Source organism: Rhodococcus sp. UNC363MFTsu5.1 (assembly GCF_000686785.1).
GTDB lineage: Bacteria > Actinomycetota > Actinomycetes > Mycobacteriales > Mycobacteriaceae > Rhodococcus_G > Rhodococcus_G maanshanensis.
In genome coordinates, this window is sequence record NZ_JMLO01000048.1 from 1 (window position 1) to 14,373 (window position 14,373).

At 68.3% G+C, this 14,373-nt stretch carries 14 protein-coding genes and 1 pseudogene; 6 read left to right on the forward strand and 9 right to left on the reverse strand.

Going from position 1 to position 14,373, the window contains the following annotated elements; all coding sequences use genetic code 11:
* A pseudogene (locus BR31_RS30015) lies at positions 1–317 on the reverse strand (hypothetical protein); the annotation flags it as partial.
* Between the two features lie 208 nt (positions 318–525).
* The gene (locus tag BR31_RS0124545) at positions 526–993 is read right to left on the reverse strand and encodes a hypothetical protein (protein WP_027503281.1); all 468 of its coding nucleotides are present in this window, start codon (positions 991–993) and stop codon (positions 526–528) included.
* 85 nt (positions 994–1,078) lie between these two features.
* On the opposite strand from BR31_RS0124545, the gene BR31_RS0124550 reads away from it, so the two are divergent.
* The gene (locus BR31_RS0124550; RefSeq protein ID WP_027503282.1) at positions 1,079–1,972 is read left to right on the forward strand and encodes a LysR family transcriptional regulator; all 894 of its coding nucleotides are present in this window, start codon (positions 1,079–1,081) and stop codon (positions 1,970–1,972) included.
* A 67-nt stretch (positions 1,973–2,039) separates the two neighbouring features.
* On the opposite strand, the gene BR31_RS0124555 is transcribed toward BR31_RS0124550, so the two are convergent.
* Positions 2,040–2,420 (reverse strand): SHOCT domain-containing protein, encoded by a 381-nt coding sequence (locus BR31_RS0124555; RefSeq protein ID WP_027503283.1) that lies wholly within the window; start codon positions 2,418–2,420, stop codon positions 2,040–2,042.
* A 154-nt stretch (positions 2,421–2,574) separates the two neighbouring features.
* Between BR31_RS0124555 and BR31_RS0124560 the strand changes: the two genes are divergently transcribed.
* The 3 genes from BR31_RS0124560 (at position 2,575) to BR31_RS0124570 (ending at position 5,374) form a co-directional block, all read left to right on the forward strand.
* Positions 2,575–3,000 (forward strand): DUF6325 family protein, encoded by a 426-nt coding sequence (locus tag BR31_RS0124560; RefSeq protein WP_027503284.1) that lies wholly within the window; start codon positions 2,575–2,577, stop codon positions 2,998–3,000.
* Between the two features lie 28 nt (positions 3,001–3,028).
* Positions 3,029–3,379 (forward strand): SHOCT domain-containing protein, encoded by a 351-nt coding sequence (locus BR31_RS0124565; RefSeq protein ID WP_027503285.1) that lies wholly within the window; start codon positions 3,029–3,031, stop codon positions 3,377–3,379.
* A 96-nt stretch (positions 3,380–3,475) separates the two neighbouring features.
* Positions 3,476–5,374: an alkyl/aryl-sulfatase gene (locus BR31_RS0124570; RefSeq protein WP_027503286.1), complete on the forward strand. Its 1,899-nt coding sequence runs from the start codon at positions 3,476–3,478 to the stop codon at positions 5,372–5,374.
* 85 nt (positions 5,375–5,459) lie between these two features.
* Here the strand turns inward: BR31_RS0124570 and leuA are convergent, their stop codons facing one another.
* Positions 5,460–7,268: a 2-isopropylmalate synthase gene (gene leuA, locus BR31_RS0124575; protein WP_027503287.1), complete on the reverse strand. Its 1,809-nt coding sequence runs from the start codon at positions 7,266–7,268 to the stop codon at positions 5,460–5,462.
* Positions 7,269–7,629: 361 nt separating this feature from the next.
* Here leuA and BR31_RS30810 point away from each other — a divergent pair, with 361 nt between their 5' ends.
* On the forward strand, positions 7,630–8,301 hold the full coding sequence (locus BR31_RS30810) for a pentapeptide repeat-containing protein (protein WP_051637723.1): 672 nt from the start codon (positions 7,630–7,632) through the stop codon (positions 8,299–8,301).
* A gap of 82 nt (positions 8,302–8,383) precedes the next feature.
* Here BR31_RS30810 and BR31_RS0124585 read toward each other — a convergent pair whose 3' ends face one another.
* The 4 genes from BR31_RS0124585 to BR31_RS0124600 all read right to left on the reverse strand — a co-directional run bounded on the left by BR31_RS0124585 (position 8,384) and on the right by BR31_RS0124600 (position 12,982).
* Positions 8,384–8,608 (reverse strand): hypothetical protein, encoded by a 225-nt coding sequence (locus BR31_RS0124585; RefSeq protein ID WP_027503288.1) that lies wholly within the window; start codon positions 8,606–8,608, stop codon positions 8,384–8,386.
* Positions 8,609–8,727: 119 nt separating this feature from the next.
* The gene (locus BR31_RS0124590) at positions 8,728–11,373 is read right to left on the reverse strand and encodes a winged helix-turn-helix domain-containing protein (protein ID WP_037178240.1); all 2,646 of its coding nucleotides are present in this window, start codon (positions 11,371–11,373) and stop codon (positions 8,728–8,730) included.
* 170 nt (positions 11,374–11,543) lie between these two features.
* Positions 11,544–12,554 (reverse strand): LLM class flavin-dependent oxidoreductase, encoded by a 1,011-nt coding sequence (locus BR31_RS0124595; protein ID WP_027503290.1) that lies wholly within the window; start codon positions 12,552–12,554, stop codon positions 11,544–11,546.
* A 77-nt stretch (positions 12,555–12,631) separates the two neighbouring features.
* Positions 12,632–12,982: a GNAT family N-acetyltransferase gene (locus BR31_RS0124600; protein WP_027503291.1), complete on the reverse strand. Its 351-nt coding sequence runs from the start codon at positions 12,980–12,982 to the stop codon at positions 12,632–12,634.
* A 95-nt stretch (positions 12,983–13,077) separates the two neighbouring features.
* Here BR31_RS0124600 and BR31_RS0124605 point away from each other — a divergent pair, with 95 nt between their 5' ends.
* Positions 13,078–14,061, forward strand: coding sequence for a pirin family protein (locus BR31_RS0124605; RefSeq protein ID WP_027503292.1), 984 nt, complete (start codon positions 13,078–13,080; stop codon positions 14,059–14,061).
* Here BR31_RS0124605 and BR31_RS0124610 read toward each other — a convergent pair.
* Positions 14,058–14,373: integrase core domain-containing protein (locus BR31_RS0124610; RefSeq protein ID WP_027503293.1), on the reverse strand; the 316-nt coding region annotated here is incomplete at its 5' end. The two genes, BR31_RS0124605 and BR31_RS0124610, sit on opposite strands and share 4 nt — an antisense overlap.

Here is a 14,373-nt window from a genome sequence, read left to right on the forward strand (position 1 = left end):
AGGGCGCTGATCACCTCGCAGTCCGAGCCGGTGGTGAAGTCGTAACCACTGGCCGCGCGCAGCTCACGATGGTTGTAGATCTCCCCGTTGACGGCCAACGCGAGGTGACCGTCCCGCGAGCGCAGCGGCTGCGATCCGCTGGCGGGGTCGACGATCGCCAGCCGCTCGTGCACCAGGATCGCGCCGTCACCGACGAACACCCCGCTCCAGTCGGGCCCGCGGTGCCGTTGCCTGCGCGACAGTTCCACGGCCTGAACGCGCAGCGCGGCCAGATCGTCGCCGGACTGCAGATCGAAAATGCCGAGGATCGAACACACGGGGCCGAACTCCTTTGGATCGTGGCAGGAGAGGCCGACCGATTTGCCTGCACCCGCTGGGTTGGTCGATGACGCAACACGGCGAGGGCCCAACCGTGGCGGGCCCTCGCCATGTGAATCTGTTGAAGGTTACTCGTTGTTACCGTGCATCCCGTTCTCATCATGGATTTGTGCCAACTGGCGGGACGGCCGGGGCTGCCCGGTCGTGTCACCCGGCGGCGATGTGCTCCTCGAGCAGATCGAGCGATTCGCCGTGGTCGTCGCCCACCTTGGCCAGTAGGCCGGTGGCCAGGAGCAGCCAGGACACGAGCTGCGCCCCCGGCTTTCCCTTGAACGCCGGGCGGAAGCGAATGGTCTCGGTGACGATGTGACCGCCGTCCGCCGGTTCCATGGTGAGCACCACATCCTGCCGGATGCCCCGCTGCTTGCCGGAGAACTCGAACACCCTGTTCGGCACGTGCCGGGTGATGGTCCAGCGGACGATGTCGAAGTCGCACTCCTCGCCGTGTCTGCTGTCCCAGCCGTGCCCGGCGGCCATCGCGAAGTCCGGCAAGAGCACCGTCTCCGTCTTGTGTTCCTCGTAGAGTCCGGACTCCACCGGGTGGGTGAAGGCGTGCCAGATGACGTCCGGGTCGCCCTCAAGTAGTCGCCAGTTCGTGAAGGATGTGTAGCCCATGACTGCCCCCAATGTGTGGCCCGGCCGCTACCGACGAAGGTGTGCGGCGGGCGAAGTTCGTTGTCGGACAGAGTAGCTTTCCTGCATGGACGCCGAACGCCTCCGTGTGCTGCGTGAACTGGCCGACCGGGGCACGGTGTCGGCGACGGCGGCCGCGCTCTCGATGACACCGTCGGCGGTCTCCCAGCAACTCAAGATCCTCGCCCGCGAGGCGGGGGTCGCGATCCTCGAGCCGGACGGTCGTCGCCTGCGACTCACCGATGCCGGGCACGCGCTGGTCCTGCGCGCCGAGGACGTGCTGGCCGCACTGGACCGGGCGAGCGCGGAGATGGCCTCCTATCGTGGGTCGCCGCGCGGGCGGGTCCGGGTCGCGCTCTTCCCCTCCGGCGCCGCGCTGCTGCTGCCGGGGGTCCTCGCCCGGATCTCCGACCTCGGGGTCGAGATCGAGGCGCAGGACGTGGACGAGCCGGCCTCGGCGGTGCCGCAGCTACTGGCCGATTTCGACGTGGTCCTCACCCACCGCGACGAGCGTGCTCCCTCGCTGATCTCGCCCCGGGTGCGGACAGAGGCGCTGATGCGTGAGCCCATCGACCTGCTCCTTGGCCCGGGGCATCCGCTTGCCGACAGGTCCGAGGTGGGTCTCGACGAGCTGGCGGACGAGAGCTGGATCAGCGTGCGCGGCGGGTTCCCCGTCGACGATGTGCTGCAGTCGGTGGCCGCTGCCACCGGGGTCCAGCCGCGGGTAGTCCAGCGCATCAACGACTTCCGGGTGATCGAGGAGTTGGTCGCGGCGGGCCACGGGGTGGCCCTGATGCCGCGTTATGCGCTCGCGCACCAGGGGCTGGTGTGCAAGCGCCTCGCCGGTGTCCGAGCGGCCCGAATCTACGAATTGGCGACCCGGCCCGCCGCGACGGACCGGCCCGCGGTGGGGGCGGTGCTCGCCGCATTCCGGGAGGAAGCGGCGAACGTGAAGGGGTGAGGCACAGACGACGAAACTCCGGGCACCGCAGGGGCGCCCGGAGTTTCGTCGGCAATGCGGGAGAAGGCTAGGAGAGCGCCTTGCCCTTGAGTGCCTGGAATTCGGCGTCGGTGATGGCGCCGCTGTCCAGCAGCGCCTTCGCGTCCGCGATCTGGTCCGCGGGGGATTTTCCGCCCGCGACGTTCTTGATGTAGGCGTCCTGCTCATCCTTGAGGTGCTGAGCTGCGGCGATGGACCGCTTGGTCATGCTGTCACCGCGGGCGATGAGGTAGATGAGGGCCGTGATGAACGGTAGGAAGATCAGGAAGAAGACCCACACCGCCTTCCACCAACCCGACAGCTTGTGGTCGCGGAAGAGGTCACCGATGATCGAGAAGAGCAGCATCAGGTACGCCACGAAGGCGAACGTGATGATGATCAGCCACAGGAAATCCCAAAACGAGTTCACGTCGTCCATCAAAGGCTCCATTCACATAAGGGTCCGACTGTTCGTCTGAGGATCTCAGAGTCGCGCGCAGCGGGGCATCATCCTTTGCAGGTGAGTTGCGATTCATCCGTGCGGGGTGAGGCGACTCGAGACGGCGCGGAGCAGGCTGGGCGGCATGAGCGACTCATTGAACATCGGCCCGGTGGAGTTGGTGGTGCTGACCTTTCCAGGGGCTCAAGTGGATCCCGGAACCATCGCCGCGCTCCAGGATGTGGTCGAGCGGGGCTACGTCACGCTGCTCGACCTGGTCTACATCGCGAAGGACGCCGACGGCAACATCACCCAGGTGGACGTCGACGAGGATCTCGACGACGTCGGACTGGCCATCCTGTCGATCGAGGCCAAGGCACTGATCAGCGACCAGGATCTCGACGTGGTGCGCGACTCGCTCGAGCCCGGTACCTCGGCCGCGATCATCGTCTACGAGGAGACGTGGGCGCGCCAGATCGCGTCGACCGTCCGCGGCGCGGGCGGCGAGGTCGCCCTGCACGTTCAGATCCCCCGCGACGCGGTCGTGGCGGCCGTCGCTGCCGCACTGTAGGAATCCCGCACCAGCACAGGAGAGTTTCATGGTTTTCAGAGCCGGCCGCATCGGCCGCCCCGGATTGCTCGGCACCGTTGCGCGCACCGCCGTGATCGCGGGCACCGCCCAGGCGACGTCCAACGCGATGAATCGCCGATCCCAGCAGAAGGCCGCGGAGCAGCAGGCGTACGCCGAACAGCAGGCGGCACAGCAGCAGGCCGCGTACGCGCAGCAAGCCCAGGCTCAGGCCGCGTATGCGCAGCAGGCTCAGGCGCCGCAGGCCGCGCCCGCGGGCGACGACCTCATCGCCAAGCTGCAGCAGCTCGCCCAGTTGCACGAGTCGGGGGCGCTCTCCGACGACGAGTTCGCCGCCGCGAAGGCAAAGCTGCTCGGATAGGCGGCTCCGCCGCCCGTGAGTGCTTGCGGCCCGCCTGGGGGCCACAAGCACTCACGATTCCGTTCACACGCATCGACGAGAGGATCACTGGTTCCCATGACGACTTTCGAGGACGCGACCGAGACGGTCGCGGCGGCCAACGAGCGGGCCGCTCACACCCTCCCGTTCGCCGACGACACCGATCTGGCCGACGCCGAGCGGGGGTTCATCGCGGCCCTCACCCCGGGAGTGGTGACCGGTTCCGACGGAAACGTGGTGTGGGACAACGACTCCTATGCCTTCCTTGAGGGGCCCTGCCCGCCGACCGTGAACCCGAGCCTGTGGCGTCAGTCCGGATTGGTGGCCAAGCAGGGGCTGTTCGAGGTGAGCGAGCGGGTCTATCAGATTCGTGGGCTGGACCTGTCCAACATGACGTTGATCGAGGGAGAGACCGGGGTCATCGTGATCGACCCGCTGATCTCGGCGGAGACCGCGGCCGCCGGGCTCGCGCTCTACCGCGAGCATCGCGGTGAGCGTCAGGTCACCGGAGTCATCTACACCCACTCGCACATCGACCATTTCGGCGGCGTCAAGGGTGTCACCACGGAGGAGGACGTGGCCGCGGGGCGCTGCCCGATCCTCGCGCCGGTCGGCTTCGTGGAACATGCGGTCGAGGAGAACGTCTACGCAGGCACCGCGATGGCCCGACGGGCCGCCTACATGTACGGCGCCGCGCTGCCCCGCGGGCCCCGCGGCGGGGTCGGTGCCGGGCTGGGCCAGACGACGTCCACCGGCACGCCCACCCTGATCATGCCGACCCTGTACGTGTCCTCGACCGGGCAGGTCGAGACCGTCGACGGGGTACGCATCGAGTTCCAGATGACGCCGGGCACCGAGGCTCCGTCGGAGATGAACTTCTACTTCCCGGAACTCCGGGCGTTGTGCATGGCGGAGAACGCGACCCACACGCTGCACAACCTGCTGACCCTGCGCGGCGCGCTGGTCCGCGATCCGCACGTATGGTCCAAGTACCTCACCGAGTCGATCAACCGGTACGCCTCGAAGTCCGACGTGCTGTTCGCCTCGCATCACTGGCCTACCTGGGGCACCGAGCGCCTCACCGAGTTCCTGTCCCTGCAGCGGGACCTGTACGGCTACCTGCACGATCAGACGTTGCGGCGGATCAACCAGGGCCACACCGGAATCGAGATCGCCGAGGAGATCGAGCTGCCACCCGCGCTGGCGGATGCCTGGCACACCCGCGGCTACTACGGCTCGGTCAGCCACAACGTCAAGGCGATCTACCAGCGCTACATGGGCTGGTTCGACGGGAACCCAGCGCATCTCTGGGAGCACCCGCCGGTGGAGTCCGCGAAGCGGCACGTCGAGTTCATGGGCGGCTCGGCCGAGGTGCTGCGCAGGGCAAGGGAGTCGTTCGCTGCCGGAGACTTCCGCTGGGTCGCGCAGGTGGTCAACTATGTGATCTTCGCCGAACCCGGCAACGCGGAGGCAAAGGCGCTGCAGGCCGACACGTTCGAACAGCTCGGCTACGGCGCCGAGAACGGCACCTGGCGGAACTTCTACCTCACCGGGGCGTACGAGCTGCGGAACGGACCGGTGGGCACGCCGACCACGTCCGCAGCCCCGGACATCGCGGCCGCGCTGACGGTGGAGCAGGTCTTCGACGCGGTGTCCCTGCGGATCGACGGACCGAGGGCGTGGTCGGCGCGCATCGTGATCGACTGGCGGGTCACCGACGAGGACCTGGTGCACCGGACGCAACTCAGCAACGGGCTGCTGGTCCACTTCGACATCGACGGCGAATCCGCCGGTGCGGACGCCACCTTCACCCTCACCCGACCCGTGCTCCTCGGGGTGCTGGTCGGCGGCGCGGACATCGCGAAGGCGATCGGAGACGGAACGATCGTCGCGGAGGGAGACGTCGCGAAGCTCGCCGAGCTCGCCGGGTACCTCGATGCGCCGGACCCCGACTTCGCCATCGTCACCCCGGACTGAGGTGAATCAGCCGAGACGGTGCTGAACGAACTGTGCGCGCGTCGTACCCCCATCGGGATACGACGCGCGCACAGGCGTGTAGCGCCTAGTAGGCGCGGTTGACCGCGGAGACCACGCCGCGCAGCGAGGCGGTGGTGATGGAGGTCGCGATACCGACGCCCCACACCGTCTTGGTGACACCGTCGGGCCGGGTCACCGCGCACTCCACATAAGCCGCGGCCTGCGCGTCGTCGCCGGCGGACATGGCGTGCTCGCTGTAGTCGAGCACCCGGACGTCGAAGCCGATCGTCCCGATCGCATCGACGAAGGCGGCCAACGGTCCGTTGCCGGAGCCGGTGATCTCCTGTTCCTTGCCGTTCGCCTTCACGACCGCGGTGATGGCGTCGGTGCCGCCGTCCTCCTCGGAGGCGGTCACCTTCTGGCGAATCCGTTCCAGCGGGCTGATCGGGGCCAGGTACTCCTCGTTGAAGACGTCCCACATCTCCTTCGGGGAGACCTCGCCGCCCTCGCCGTCGGTGATCTTCTGGACGGCGGAGGAGAACTCCATCTGCAGGCGGCGCGGCAGCACCAGGCCGTGGTCGGCCTTCATGATGTAGGCGACGCCACCCTTGCCGGACTGCGAGTTCACCCGGATCACGGCCTCGTAGCTGCGGCCGACGTCCTTGGGGTCGATCGGCAGGTACGGGACCGCCCAGAGGATGTCGTCGACGTCGGCGTCCTGTGCGTCCGCCGAGATCTTCATCTGGTCGAGGCCCTTGTTGATCGCGTCCTGGTGGCTGCCGGAGAACGCCGTGTACACCAGGTCGCCGCCGTACGGGTGCCGCTCGGCGACGGGCAGCTGGTTGCAGTACTCGACGGTGCGACGGATCTCGTCGATGCTGGAGAAGTCGATCTGGGGATCCACGCCGCGGGTGAACATGTTCAGGCCGAGGGTGACCAGGCAGACGTTGCCGGTGCGCTCGCCGTTGCCGAACAGGCAGCCCTCGATGCGATCCGCCCCGGCCTGGAAGCCGAGCTCCGCTGCCGCGACACCGGTGCCGCGGTCGTTGTGCGGGTGCAGGGACAGGATCACGGAGTCACGGCGGGCGAGGTTGCGGCTCATCCACTCGATGGAGTCGGCGTACACGTTCGGCGTCGCCATCTCGACGGTGGCGGGCAGGTTCAGGATGATCGGGTTCTCGGGCGTCGGCGCGATCACCTCGGTGACGGCGTCGCACACCTCCTTCGCGTACTCCAGCTCGGTGCCGGTGTACGACTCGGGGGAGTACTCGTACCGCCAGTTGGTGTCCGGGTACTTCGCCGCCTCCTCCAGGCACTTGCGGGCGCCCGCGGTGGCGATCTTCTTGATCGCGTCGCGCTCGGCCCGGAACACCACCCGGCGCTGCAGGATCGAGGTGGAGTTGTAGAAGTGCACGATGACGCTGCGGGCGCCGTCGCAGGCGGCGAACGTGCGCTCGATCAGTTCGTCGCGGCACTGGGTGAGGACCTGGATGGTCACGTCGTCGGGGATCGCCCCGTCCTCGATGATCTCGCGGACGAAGTCGTAATCGGTCTGGCTGGCCGACGGGAAGCCGACCTCGATCTCCTTGTAACCCATCCGCACCAGCAGGTCGAACATGCGGCGCTTGCGGGCCGGGCTCATCGGGTCGATGAGGGCCTGGTTGCCGTCACGCAGGTCGACGGCGCACCACAGCGGGGCGCGGTCGATGGTCTTGTCCGGCCAGGTGCGGTCCGGGAGGGAGATGGGCTCGACCTCCTCGGCGAACGACCGATACCGGTAGGTCGGCATGGAGGAGTTCTTCTGCTGGTTCCAGACGGGCTGGTCGGCAGGTGCGGGCTTCGACGGCGGCGTGATGGTGCGCGATCCGGAAGTAAAAGCGTCGGCGGATGACATTGACGATTCTCCGAGATGAAGGGACGGTTGGTCCGTGGTGTCGACCGGCGCGTCTGAACCCCGCGACGGGTGGCCAGTCTGGATCAGACCCCGTCGCGGCGGTGAAGAAGGAGCGCCCGCTGCATGAGGAAGAGTCTACCTGCCTCGGCAATCGCGCAGGATCTCACCCGTCGGGAGCGTCGTGATGCCCGCGACTGACCGGGCCCCCGGACTTGGTCCGGAAGGGCAGGTCGGTTGCCCGGGAACCCGTCGATAGCTTTGTTTTGCGAAACAGAAGGACGGGGTGGCTCAGTTCGTTTAATGTGTCCGCGTCGGGCTGTGATTTCGACCCGCTGGGGTCGTTCGGGAAGTGGGAAATTTCATGTCGGCTTTGAACAACGCTGTCCGTGGGCTTGGCGTCGCGGCTCTGAGTGCCGGAATCGCGATCGTGGGGTTGGCGGCGGTGCCGACCGCGGGCGCCGACACGGTCCTCGGAACCTGCACTGTCGTCTCGAGCCCGAATCCCGAACACGCCACCGACTGCATCGGCGCGAACCTGGCCGGCGCGAACCTGACGGGCGTGAACCTGGCCGGGGCGAACCTGTCGGGTGCGAACCTGCTCGGCGCGAACCTGTCGGGTGCGAACCTGACCGGCGCGAACCTGAGCAGCGCGAACCTCGGGAACTCGCTCCTCGCGAACGCGAACCTGGGCGGCGCCAACCTGACCAACGCCTACCTGGTCAGCGCGAACCTCGTCGACGCGAACCTGGCAGGCGCGAACATGGCCGGGGCGAACCTCTCCGGCGCCAACGTGTTCGGCGCCAAGCTCAAGGACGCGCTCTCGGTGAACCTCGCGGGTGCCAACGAGAACGGCACGCCGGTCGGCGGCGGCAGCAGCTCGATGCCGAACGGGCAGCCGCTGTTCGGCTCGAGCGTGACCGGTTCGACGAACATCTCCGGAATGGACCCCGTGATCGACGAGGGCGAGAAGGCGCTGCAGCCGCTCATCGGTTCCGCGGTCACCGGCTCGACGAACATCAGCGGTATGAACTGACCGCTCGACGCGGCAGAATCCGCATTCCCGCGCACCGGCAGCCGCCGGTGCGCGGGAATGCGGATTCTTTCTTTGCCCGGATTCAGTCGGGGAGGCGTCGCATCTCGATGACCGTCAGACCCATCGTGTCGAAGCGCGCGAGCATCCCGCGCAGCTGGACGTCGCCGTCGATCGGGCCGTACAGCGTCGTGTAGGCGTGCGGGGTTGGCGACACGCTCAGCTCCGGAAAGGCGGCCAGTACGCGCTCGGACAGATCACCGCGTACGAGGAACTCGTAGCGGACCCGGGCGGATTGGGGGTGTGCCACCGACGGGCCTCCTCCTGAGTCGACTGGGCTGATCCGTGATCAGTAGACCTTCGACTTCCCAGTGTCCGCCGATGTGGGGCGCACGCCTCACCCGCGAGTGGTGAAATGCGCGGCCGCGGTCACAGCAACCCGCGCGCCCTGGCCTCGGTGATGGCGTCCCGCCTGGTCCGCACATCCAGCTTCCGGTAGATGCCGCGCAGGTGGGTCTTGACGGTGTTGACGGAGACGAACAGGTCCGCGGCGATCTGTTCGGCGGTGTGCCAGGAGGGCAGCTCGACGAGGAGTTCCATCTCACGGGGGGTGAGCAGGTCGGTCGCACCCTGCGCGGACTGCGGGATCACCGACCGCGCGCGCGCGGCGAACTTGTCGTACACCCCGAAACGGTCGCGGTGCCGGTCCAGCAGATCCCTCAGCGGCTCGCCGCCGTCGTAGAACGGCCGCAGGATGCCCTCGGGTTCGGCGATGGTCATGGCCTCGACCAGCGCGGACCGCGCGGTGATCGACTCGTTCCTTGCGTCCGCGATGGTGGCCGACATGAGCCAGGCGCGGATGAGTGTGACCGCCGACAGGCATTCGAGTTCACCGCCGAGGACAGGGGCGAGCTCGCGGCGCGCCGCGTCCAGCCGTCGGTGGTGCAGCGACATCGTGGCGTGCAGCACGGCGGCCTCGCCGCCGTGACCGAGTTCTGCCGTGATCAACTCAGCGACCTGGGCGGCCCAGACGGGCTCCCCGACCTGGAGGAACGCCCGTTGGGCGGACAGTGCGACGAGAGCAGTGGTGCCGGGCGGCAGCGGGCGGTTCCGCGTGGGCGCGCAATGGTCGCGGATCACCCTCGCCACCGCGTGCCGGTCATCGGTGGACTCGAACTCGATGATGGCCCCCAGGAGCACGGAGGCCCGTCCCAACGCCGGGCTCTCGCAGTCCACGAGATGCGGGACGCACTGACTCGCCAGCCGCTCCGTGGCCTCGTCCTCGACCCTCAGATAATGGCCGAGGGCGCCGAACAGCTGGGCGAGGTGGAAGTGTCGGTGGTCGGTCAGGTGGTGGGCGCGGCCGTGGTCCGAGGCCTCCGATGCCCTGGCGGCCATGTCGTCGAGTCGGCACCGATACGCCGCCAGCGCGGCCAGCGCGGCGAGGGCCTGCAGCACGACGGCGGGCAGTTCGGCGGCGCGGGCAGTGGCCAGCGCGTCCTCCAGGTGCAGGCCAGCGGGCTCGAGCCGGCCGAGATACATCTCGGCGATGCCTTCCTGCAGCAGCGTGAAGGAGTCGAGCTCCGGGTCGCCTGCCTCGCCGACCGGGTCCGATTGCAGCGTTTCGAGGGCGTCTTCGATTCCGCCGGTCTGAACCGCGACCTGCAGGCGGAGCCCGTCTCCGAGTATTTCGAGCTCGGCAGGCATCTCGGCGTGATCCTGCGCCGATGCGCGGTCGAGCGCGCTGAGGGTGGAGGAGGCCGCGGCGGTGTTGCCCCTGGCGAGCTCGGCGGCGACCCTGAGCAGTCGGGTGGACGGATCGGTACGCACGGCAGGCGGCACCCGGTCGAGGACGCTGATGACGGCGTCCCAGCTGCCCGCGAGCACCAGCCTCAGACCGCACTCCTGCAGCAGCGCCAGCAGTGCGTCGTCGTCGCCCGCGTGCAGCGCGTGCTCGAGCGCGTGCACGTGATCGCCGCTGCGGGCGAACCACCCGGCTGCGACTCGCTCGAGGTCTCCGACCGCATGGCGTCCCAGCCGGCCGACCTCGGCGCGCAGATACTCGCGCAACAGCGGGTGATACCGGTACCAGCCCGGCGAGCCGGACACCCGCTCGACGAGAAAATTGGAGTGCTCGAGGGTGTCGAGGACATCCCGGCTCCCCGGGTTCCCGGTGAGGGCCTCGGCGAGTTGGACGGTGAAGGCGTCGGGGATCGACGTCTCGACGACGAACTCTCGCTCGTCCCCGGTGAGACCGTCCAGCACCTCGTTGACGAGATAGTCGGCGACCACCCTGCTGTCCCCGCTGAAATCGGTGATCATCGCGGTCGGGTCGGGGTGGCGCGCGAGGGAGATCGCGGCGAGCCGCAGACCGGCCGCCCACCCCTCGGTGCGGCTGCGGATCCTGGCCAGGTCGCAGTCGCCGAGGCGGACTCCGTGCTCCGCGAACAGGATGGCCGCCTCGCCCTCGGTGAAGGCCAGTTCACGATGGGAGAGGTCGTAGACCCTGCCCTCGAGGCGCATTCGATGAAGGGCGAGGGGCGGTTCGAAGCGTCCGGCCAGGACGGTGCGCAGGCACGGCGGTGCCCAGCGGAGGTATTGCCCCAGCGACTCGAGTGCTGTCGGTTCGTGCAGCAGGTGCGCGTCGTCGACGATCAGCCAGACCGGCTCGCCGACGGCCTCGAGCGCCTGGGCCAGGGCGGCGGGGAAGTCGTCCTCGGCGGTGGGCGGCAGCAGGCGAACCGCCTCGGAGACCGCTGGGCTCGCCGAGTTCTCCAGGGCCGCGCGAACCGCGGAACGGACCGCGCCCATGTCGTTGTCCCGATCCTCGATGGTGAGCCAGGCGATCGTCGGGGGGTCCGGCTGTGTGGAGGCGGCGGCGGTCCAGTCCGCGAGCAGCATCGTCTTGCCCGCGCCAACGGGCGCGATGAGCATGGCGATCGTGTTCGGGGAGTCCGGCGGCGAGGACATCGCGTCGGAGAGCGAATCCAGTAGTCGCTGACGGCGAATCACCGGGTGCGCATATTTCGGGATCCGATTTCGCGCCTGCTGTGTATCCCAATTCACCACGGACATCTGGCCTCTTCCCGACGGTCGATCCCGCCGAGGCCCGTTGCGTCGGCGTTCCCCCGTCACAGCACCGCGCGGGGGCCAGTAAAGGGATCGTAACGGCAGGACAGTCCATTTGGGTGTCGGACGCGTGACCAGTTGGTGTCCGGCGGGTTCGAGGCCCGCCGGACAGTTGGCTACTGCCGTACCAGTGGGGCGACCTTGGTGCCGAGCAGTTCGATGGTCCGCATGACCTTGTCGTGGGGGAGCGGGCCGACGCTGGGGTGCAGCATGAACCGTTCGATCCCGAGGGTCTCGCGCATGTCGACGATCTTCTCCGCGACCTGTTCCGGGTTGCCCAGTATCAGCGAGCCGCCAGGGCCGCGCATGCCGTCGAAGCTCGCGGGAGTCATTGGTGCCCAGCCACGTTCCCGGCCGAGCCCGGTCATCGCGGCCGCATAGCTCGGGTAGAACTCGGCCGCGGCCTGTTCCTCGGTGTCGGCGATGTACCCGTGCGCGTGCACTGCGATCGGCTGGGATTCGTGGCCGCCCTCCGTCACGGCGCGACGGTGCAGATCGGCCAGCGGGGCGAACCGTGCAGGACTGCCGCCGATGATCGCGAGCGCCATCGGCAGGCCCAACAATCCTGCCCTGGCGACGGATTCGGGATTGCCGCCGACGCCGACCCAGATCGGGAGCGGGCGCTCGGGCCGGGGGTGGATCGACTGCCGGTCCAGCGCTGCCCGGTGGTTTCCCGACCAGGTCACGGTCTCGGAGGCGCGGATGGCCAGCAGCAGGCCGAGCTTCTCGACGAACAGCTCGTCGTAGTCGGCGAGGTCGTAGCCGAACAGCGGGAACGATTCGGTGAACGAGCCGCGGCCTGCCATCACCTCGGCGCGGCCACCCGAGATCAGGTCGAGGGTGGCGAACTCCTCGAACACGCGCACGGGATCGTCGGAACTCAGCACGGTGACCGCGCTGGTCAGCTTGATGGACTCGGTCCTGGCCGCGGCGGCAGCCAGGACGACGGCGGGGGCGGAGGCCGCGAAGTCCGCGCGGTGGTGCTCGCCCACTCCGTACACGTCGAGGCCGACCTGCTCCGCGAGAGCGACCTCTTCCATGAGGTTGTTCAGCCGCTGTCGCGGCGACACGCCCCCGTTCCGGCCGTCGGTGCCGACCTCCGCAAACGTCGTCAAGCCGAGTTCCATCGAGCCGCCCTCCATCATGTAGTCAAAATGTCAACTACATGGGTAACTCGGGTCGGCCCGCCAAAATTCCGGGTCCGTCAGGCCTGCGAGTCCCGCACGGCCTGCAGTGCCTCGGGCGTCACCGGGTCGACCTCGGCCGCGAAGTCGTCGTGCTTCTCGAGATAGCCGGCGACGAAGGGGCAGATCGGGACGATGCGCTTGCCGTCGCGCACGGTCTCGGCGAGCGCATCGTGGATCAGAAGGCTCGCCAGGCCGCGCCCGCCGTACTGTTCCCCGATCTCGGTGTGGAAGAAGATCCGTTGGTTGCCCCGGTCCAGGTACTCGGTGAACCCGGCCAGCTCCGTGCCGAGGCGGATCTCGTAGCGGTGCAGCGCGGGAGCGTCCCGGACAGCGGGGGCCAGCTCGCCTGCGACATGTTCGTCCGTCATGGCCCCACTATGCCGCAGGGATACCCTGGATGCGGTCCGACGGTGGTTCGGGCGGAGTCCGTCGACGGTGCCGTAGCGCCCAGGATCGAGGAACGATGAGCAATCTCGACCCCGCTCCCGACGAGCTGGTCTGCGCAGGCGACGAGGGTCGCGACGGTGGCCCGCGGCTCCTGGATTTCCGCGATGTGCCCCTCGGCGGCCCGCGCGCGATGCCGGTGCGGCGCTCGCTCCCGCAACGCGCGCAGTCGTTCATCGGCGCCTGGTGCTTCCTCGATCACTACGGGCCCGACGATGTCTCGACGAGCGGTGGCATGAAGGTCGCAGGCCACCCGCACACCGGACTGCAGACGGTGTCCTGGTTGTTCACCGGCGAGATCGAGCACCGCGACACCACGGGAGTCCATGCGCTGGTCCGGCCTGGCGAGATCAACCTGATGACCGCAGGCTCGGGGATCGCCCATTCCGAGTTCTCGACACCGCAGACGTCCGTGCTGCACGGCGTCCAGCTGTGGGTCGCGCTGCCGGACGAACATCGTTTCACCGCACCCGCTTTCGAGCACTACGCGCCGCCGGTGGTCGATCACGACGGGGTGCGGGTGCTGGTGTTCCTCGGCACGCTCTTCGGGCAGCGGTCCCCGGTGAAGACGTTCAGCGCGTTGCTCGGCGCCGAACTGACCCTGCCGCCGGGCCGGTCCCTGCAGCTCGACCTCGAGCCCGGCTTCGAGCACGGCGTGCTGGTGGACACCGGTGGCGCGACGGTCGGCGGGGTGAGCGCGAAGCCGGGTCAACTGGTGTATCTGTCGCCGGGTGCCACCCGGATGGAGGTGCGGGCCTCCGAGGACGAGCGGACACGCATCCTGCTGCTCGGTGGTGAGCCGCTCGGCGAGGAGATCGTCATGTGGTGGAACTTCATCGGCCGCAGCCACGACGAGATCGTGCAGTTCCGCGAGGACTGGCAGCGCGAACGGTCGGATCAGGCCGAGGCGACGGCGGGGCGGTACGGCCCGTTCCCCACGCAGTGGCGCGAGACCATCCCCGCACCGATCCTGCCGAACACCCGCCTCAAGCCGCGGAGCTAGCTGTACTGCCCAGGGACGTTGGTCAAGCGGCTGAAGGGAACGTGCCTGCCGATGGCTGAGTGTTGCCGGTGGTGATTGTAGGTGTGCAGCCACCCCGGCAGCGCGGTCCGTCGGGCTTGTTCTGACTGATAGTGGCGTGCGAACGCCCATTCAGCGGCCATCGTGCGGTGGAAGCGTTCGATCTTGCCGTTTGTCTGTGGCCGGTAGGGACGGGTGTATTTGGGTTTGATGTCCAGTTCGGTGCAGGTCTGCTTCCACAAGGCGGATCGGTAGCAGCTCCCGTTGTCGGACAGGACCCGTTCGATGGTGACG

What these genes read in the sequence shown, in the direction of transcription:
- BR31_RS0124545 (WP_027503281.1), bottom strand. Translation starts at nt 993, where the DNA reads ATGGGCTACACATCCTTCACGAACTGGCGACTACTTGAGGGCGACCCG.
- BR31_RS0124550 (WP_027503282.1), top strand. Translation starts at nt 1,079, where the DNA reads ATGGACGCCGAACGCCTCCGTGTGCTGCGTGAACTGGCCGACCGGGGC.
- BR31_RS0124560 (WP_027503284.1), top strand. Translation starts at nt 2,575, where the DNA reads ATGAGCGACTCATTGAACATCGGCCCGGTGGAGTTGGTGGTGCTGACC.
- BR31_RS0124565 (WP_027503285.1), top strand. Translation starts at nt 3,029, where the DNA reads ATGGTTTTCAGAGCCGGCCGCATCGGCCGCCCCGGATTGCTCGGCACC.
- BR31_RS0124570 (WP_027503286.1), top strand. Translation starts at nt 3,476, where the DNA reads ATGACGACTTTCGAGGACGCGACCGAGACGGTCGCGGCGGCCAACGAG.
- leuA (WP_027503287.1), bottom strand. Translation starts at nt 7,268, where the DNA reads ATGTCATCCGCCGACGCTTTTACTTCCGGATCGCGCACCATCACGCCG.
- BR31_RS30810 (WP_051637723.1), top strand. Translation starts at nt 7,630, where the DNA reads ATGTCGGCTTTGAACAACGCTGTCCGTGGGCTTGGCGTCGCGGCTCTG.
- BR31_RS0124590 (WP_037178240.1), bottom strand. Translation starts at nt 11,373, where the DNA reads ATGTCCGTGGTGAATTGGGATACACAGCAGGCGCGAAATCGGATCCCG.
- BR31_RS0124595 (WP_027503290.1), bottom strand. Translation starts at nt 12,554, where the DNA reads ATGGAACTCGGCTTGACGACGTTTGCGGAGGTCGGCACCGACGGCCGG.
- BR31_RS0124600 (WP_027503291.1), bottom strand. Translation starts at nt 12,982, where the DNA reads ATGACGGACGAACATGTCGCAGGCGAGCTGGCCCCCGCTGTCCGGGAC.
- BR31_RS0124605 (WP_027503292.1), top strand. Translation starts at nt 13,078, where the DNA reads ATGAGCAATCTCGACCCCGCTCCCGACGAGCTGGTCTGCGCAGGCGAC.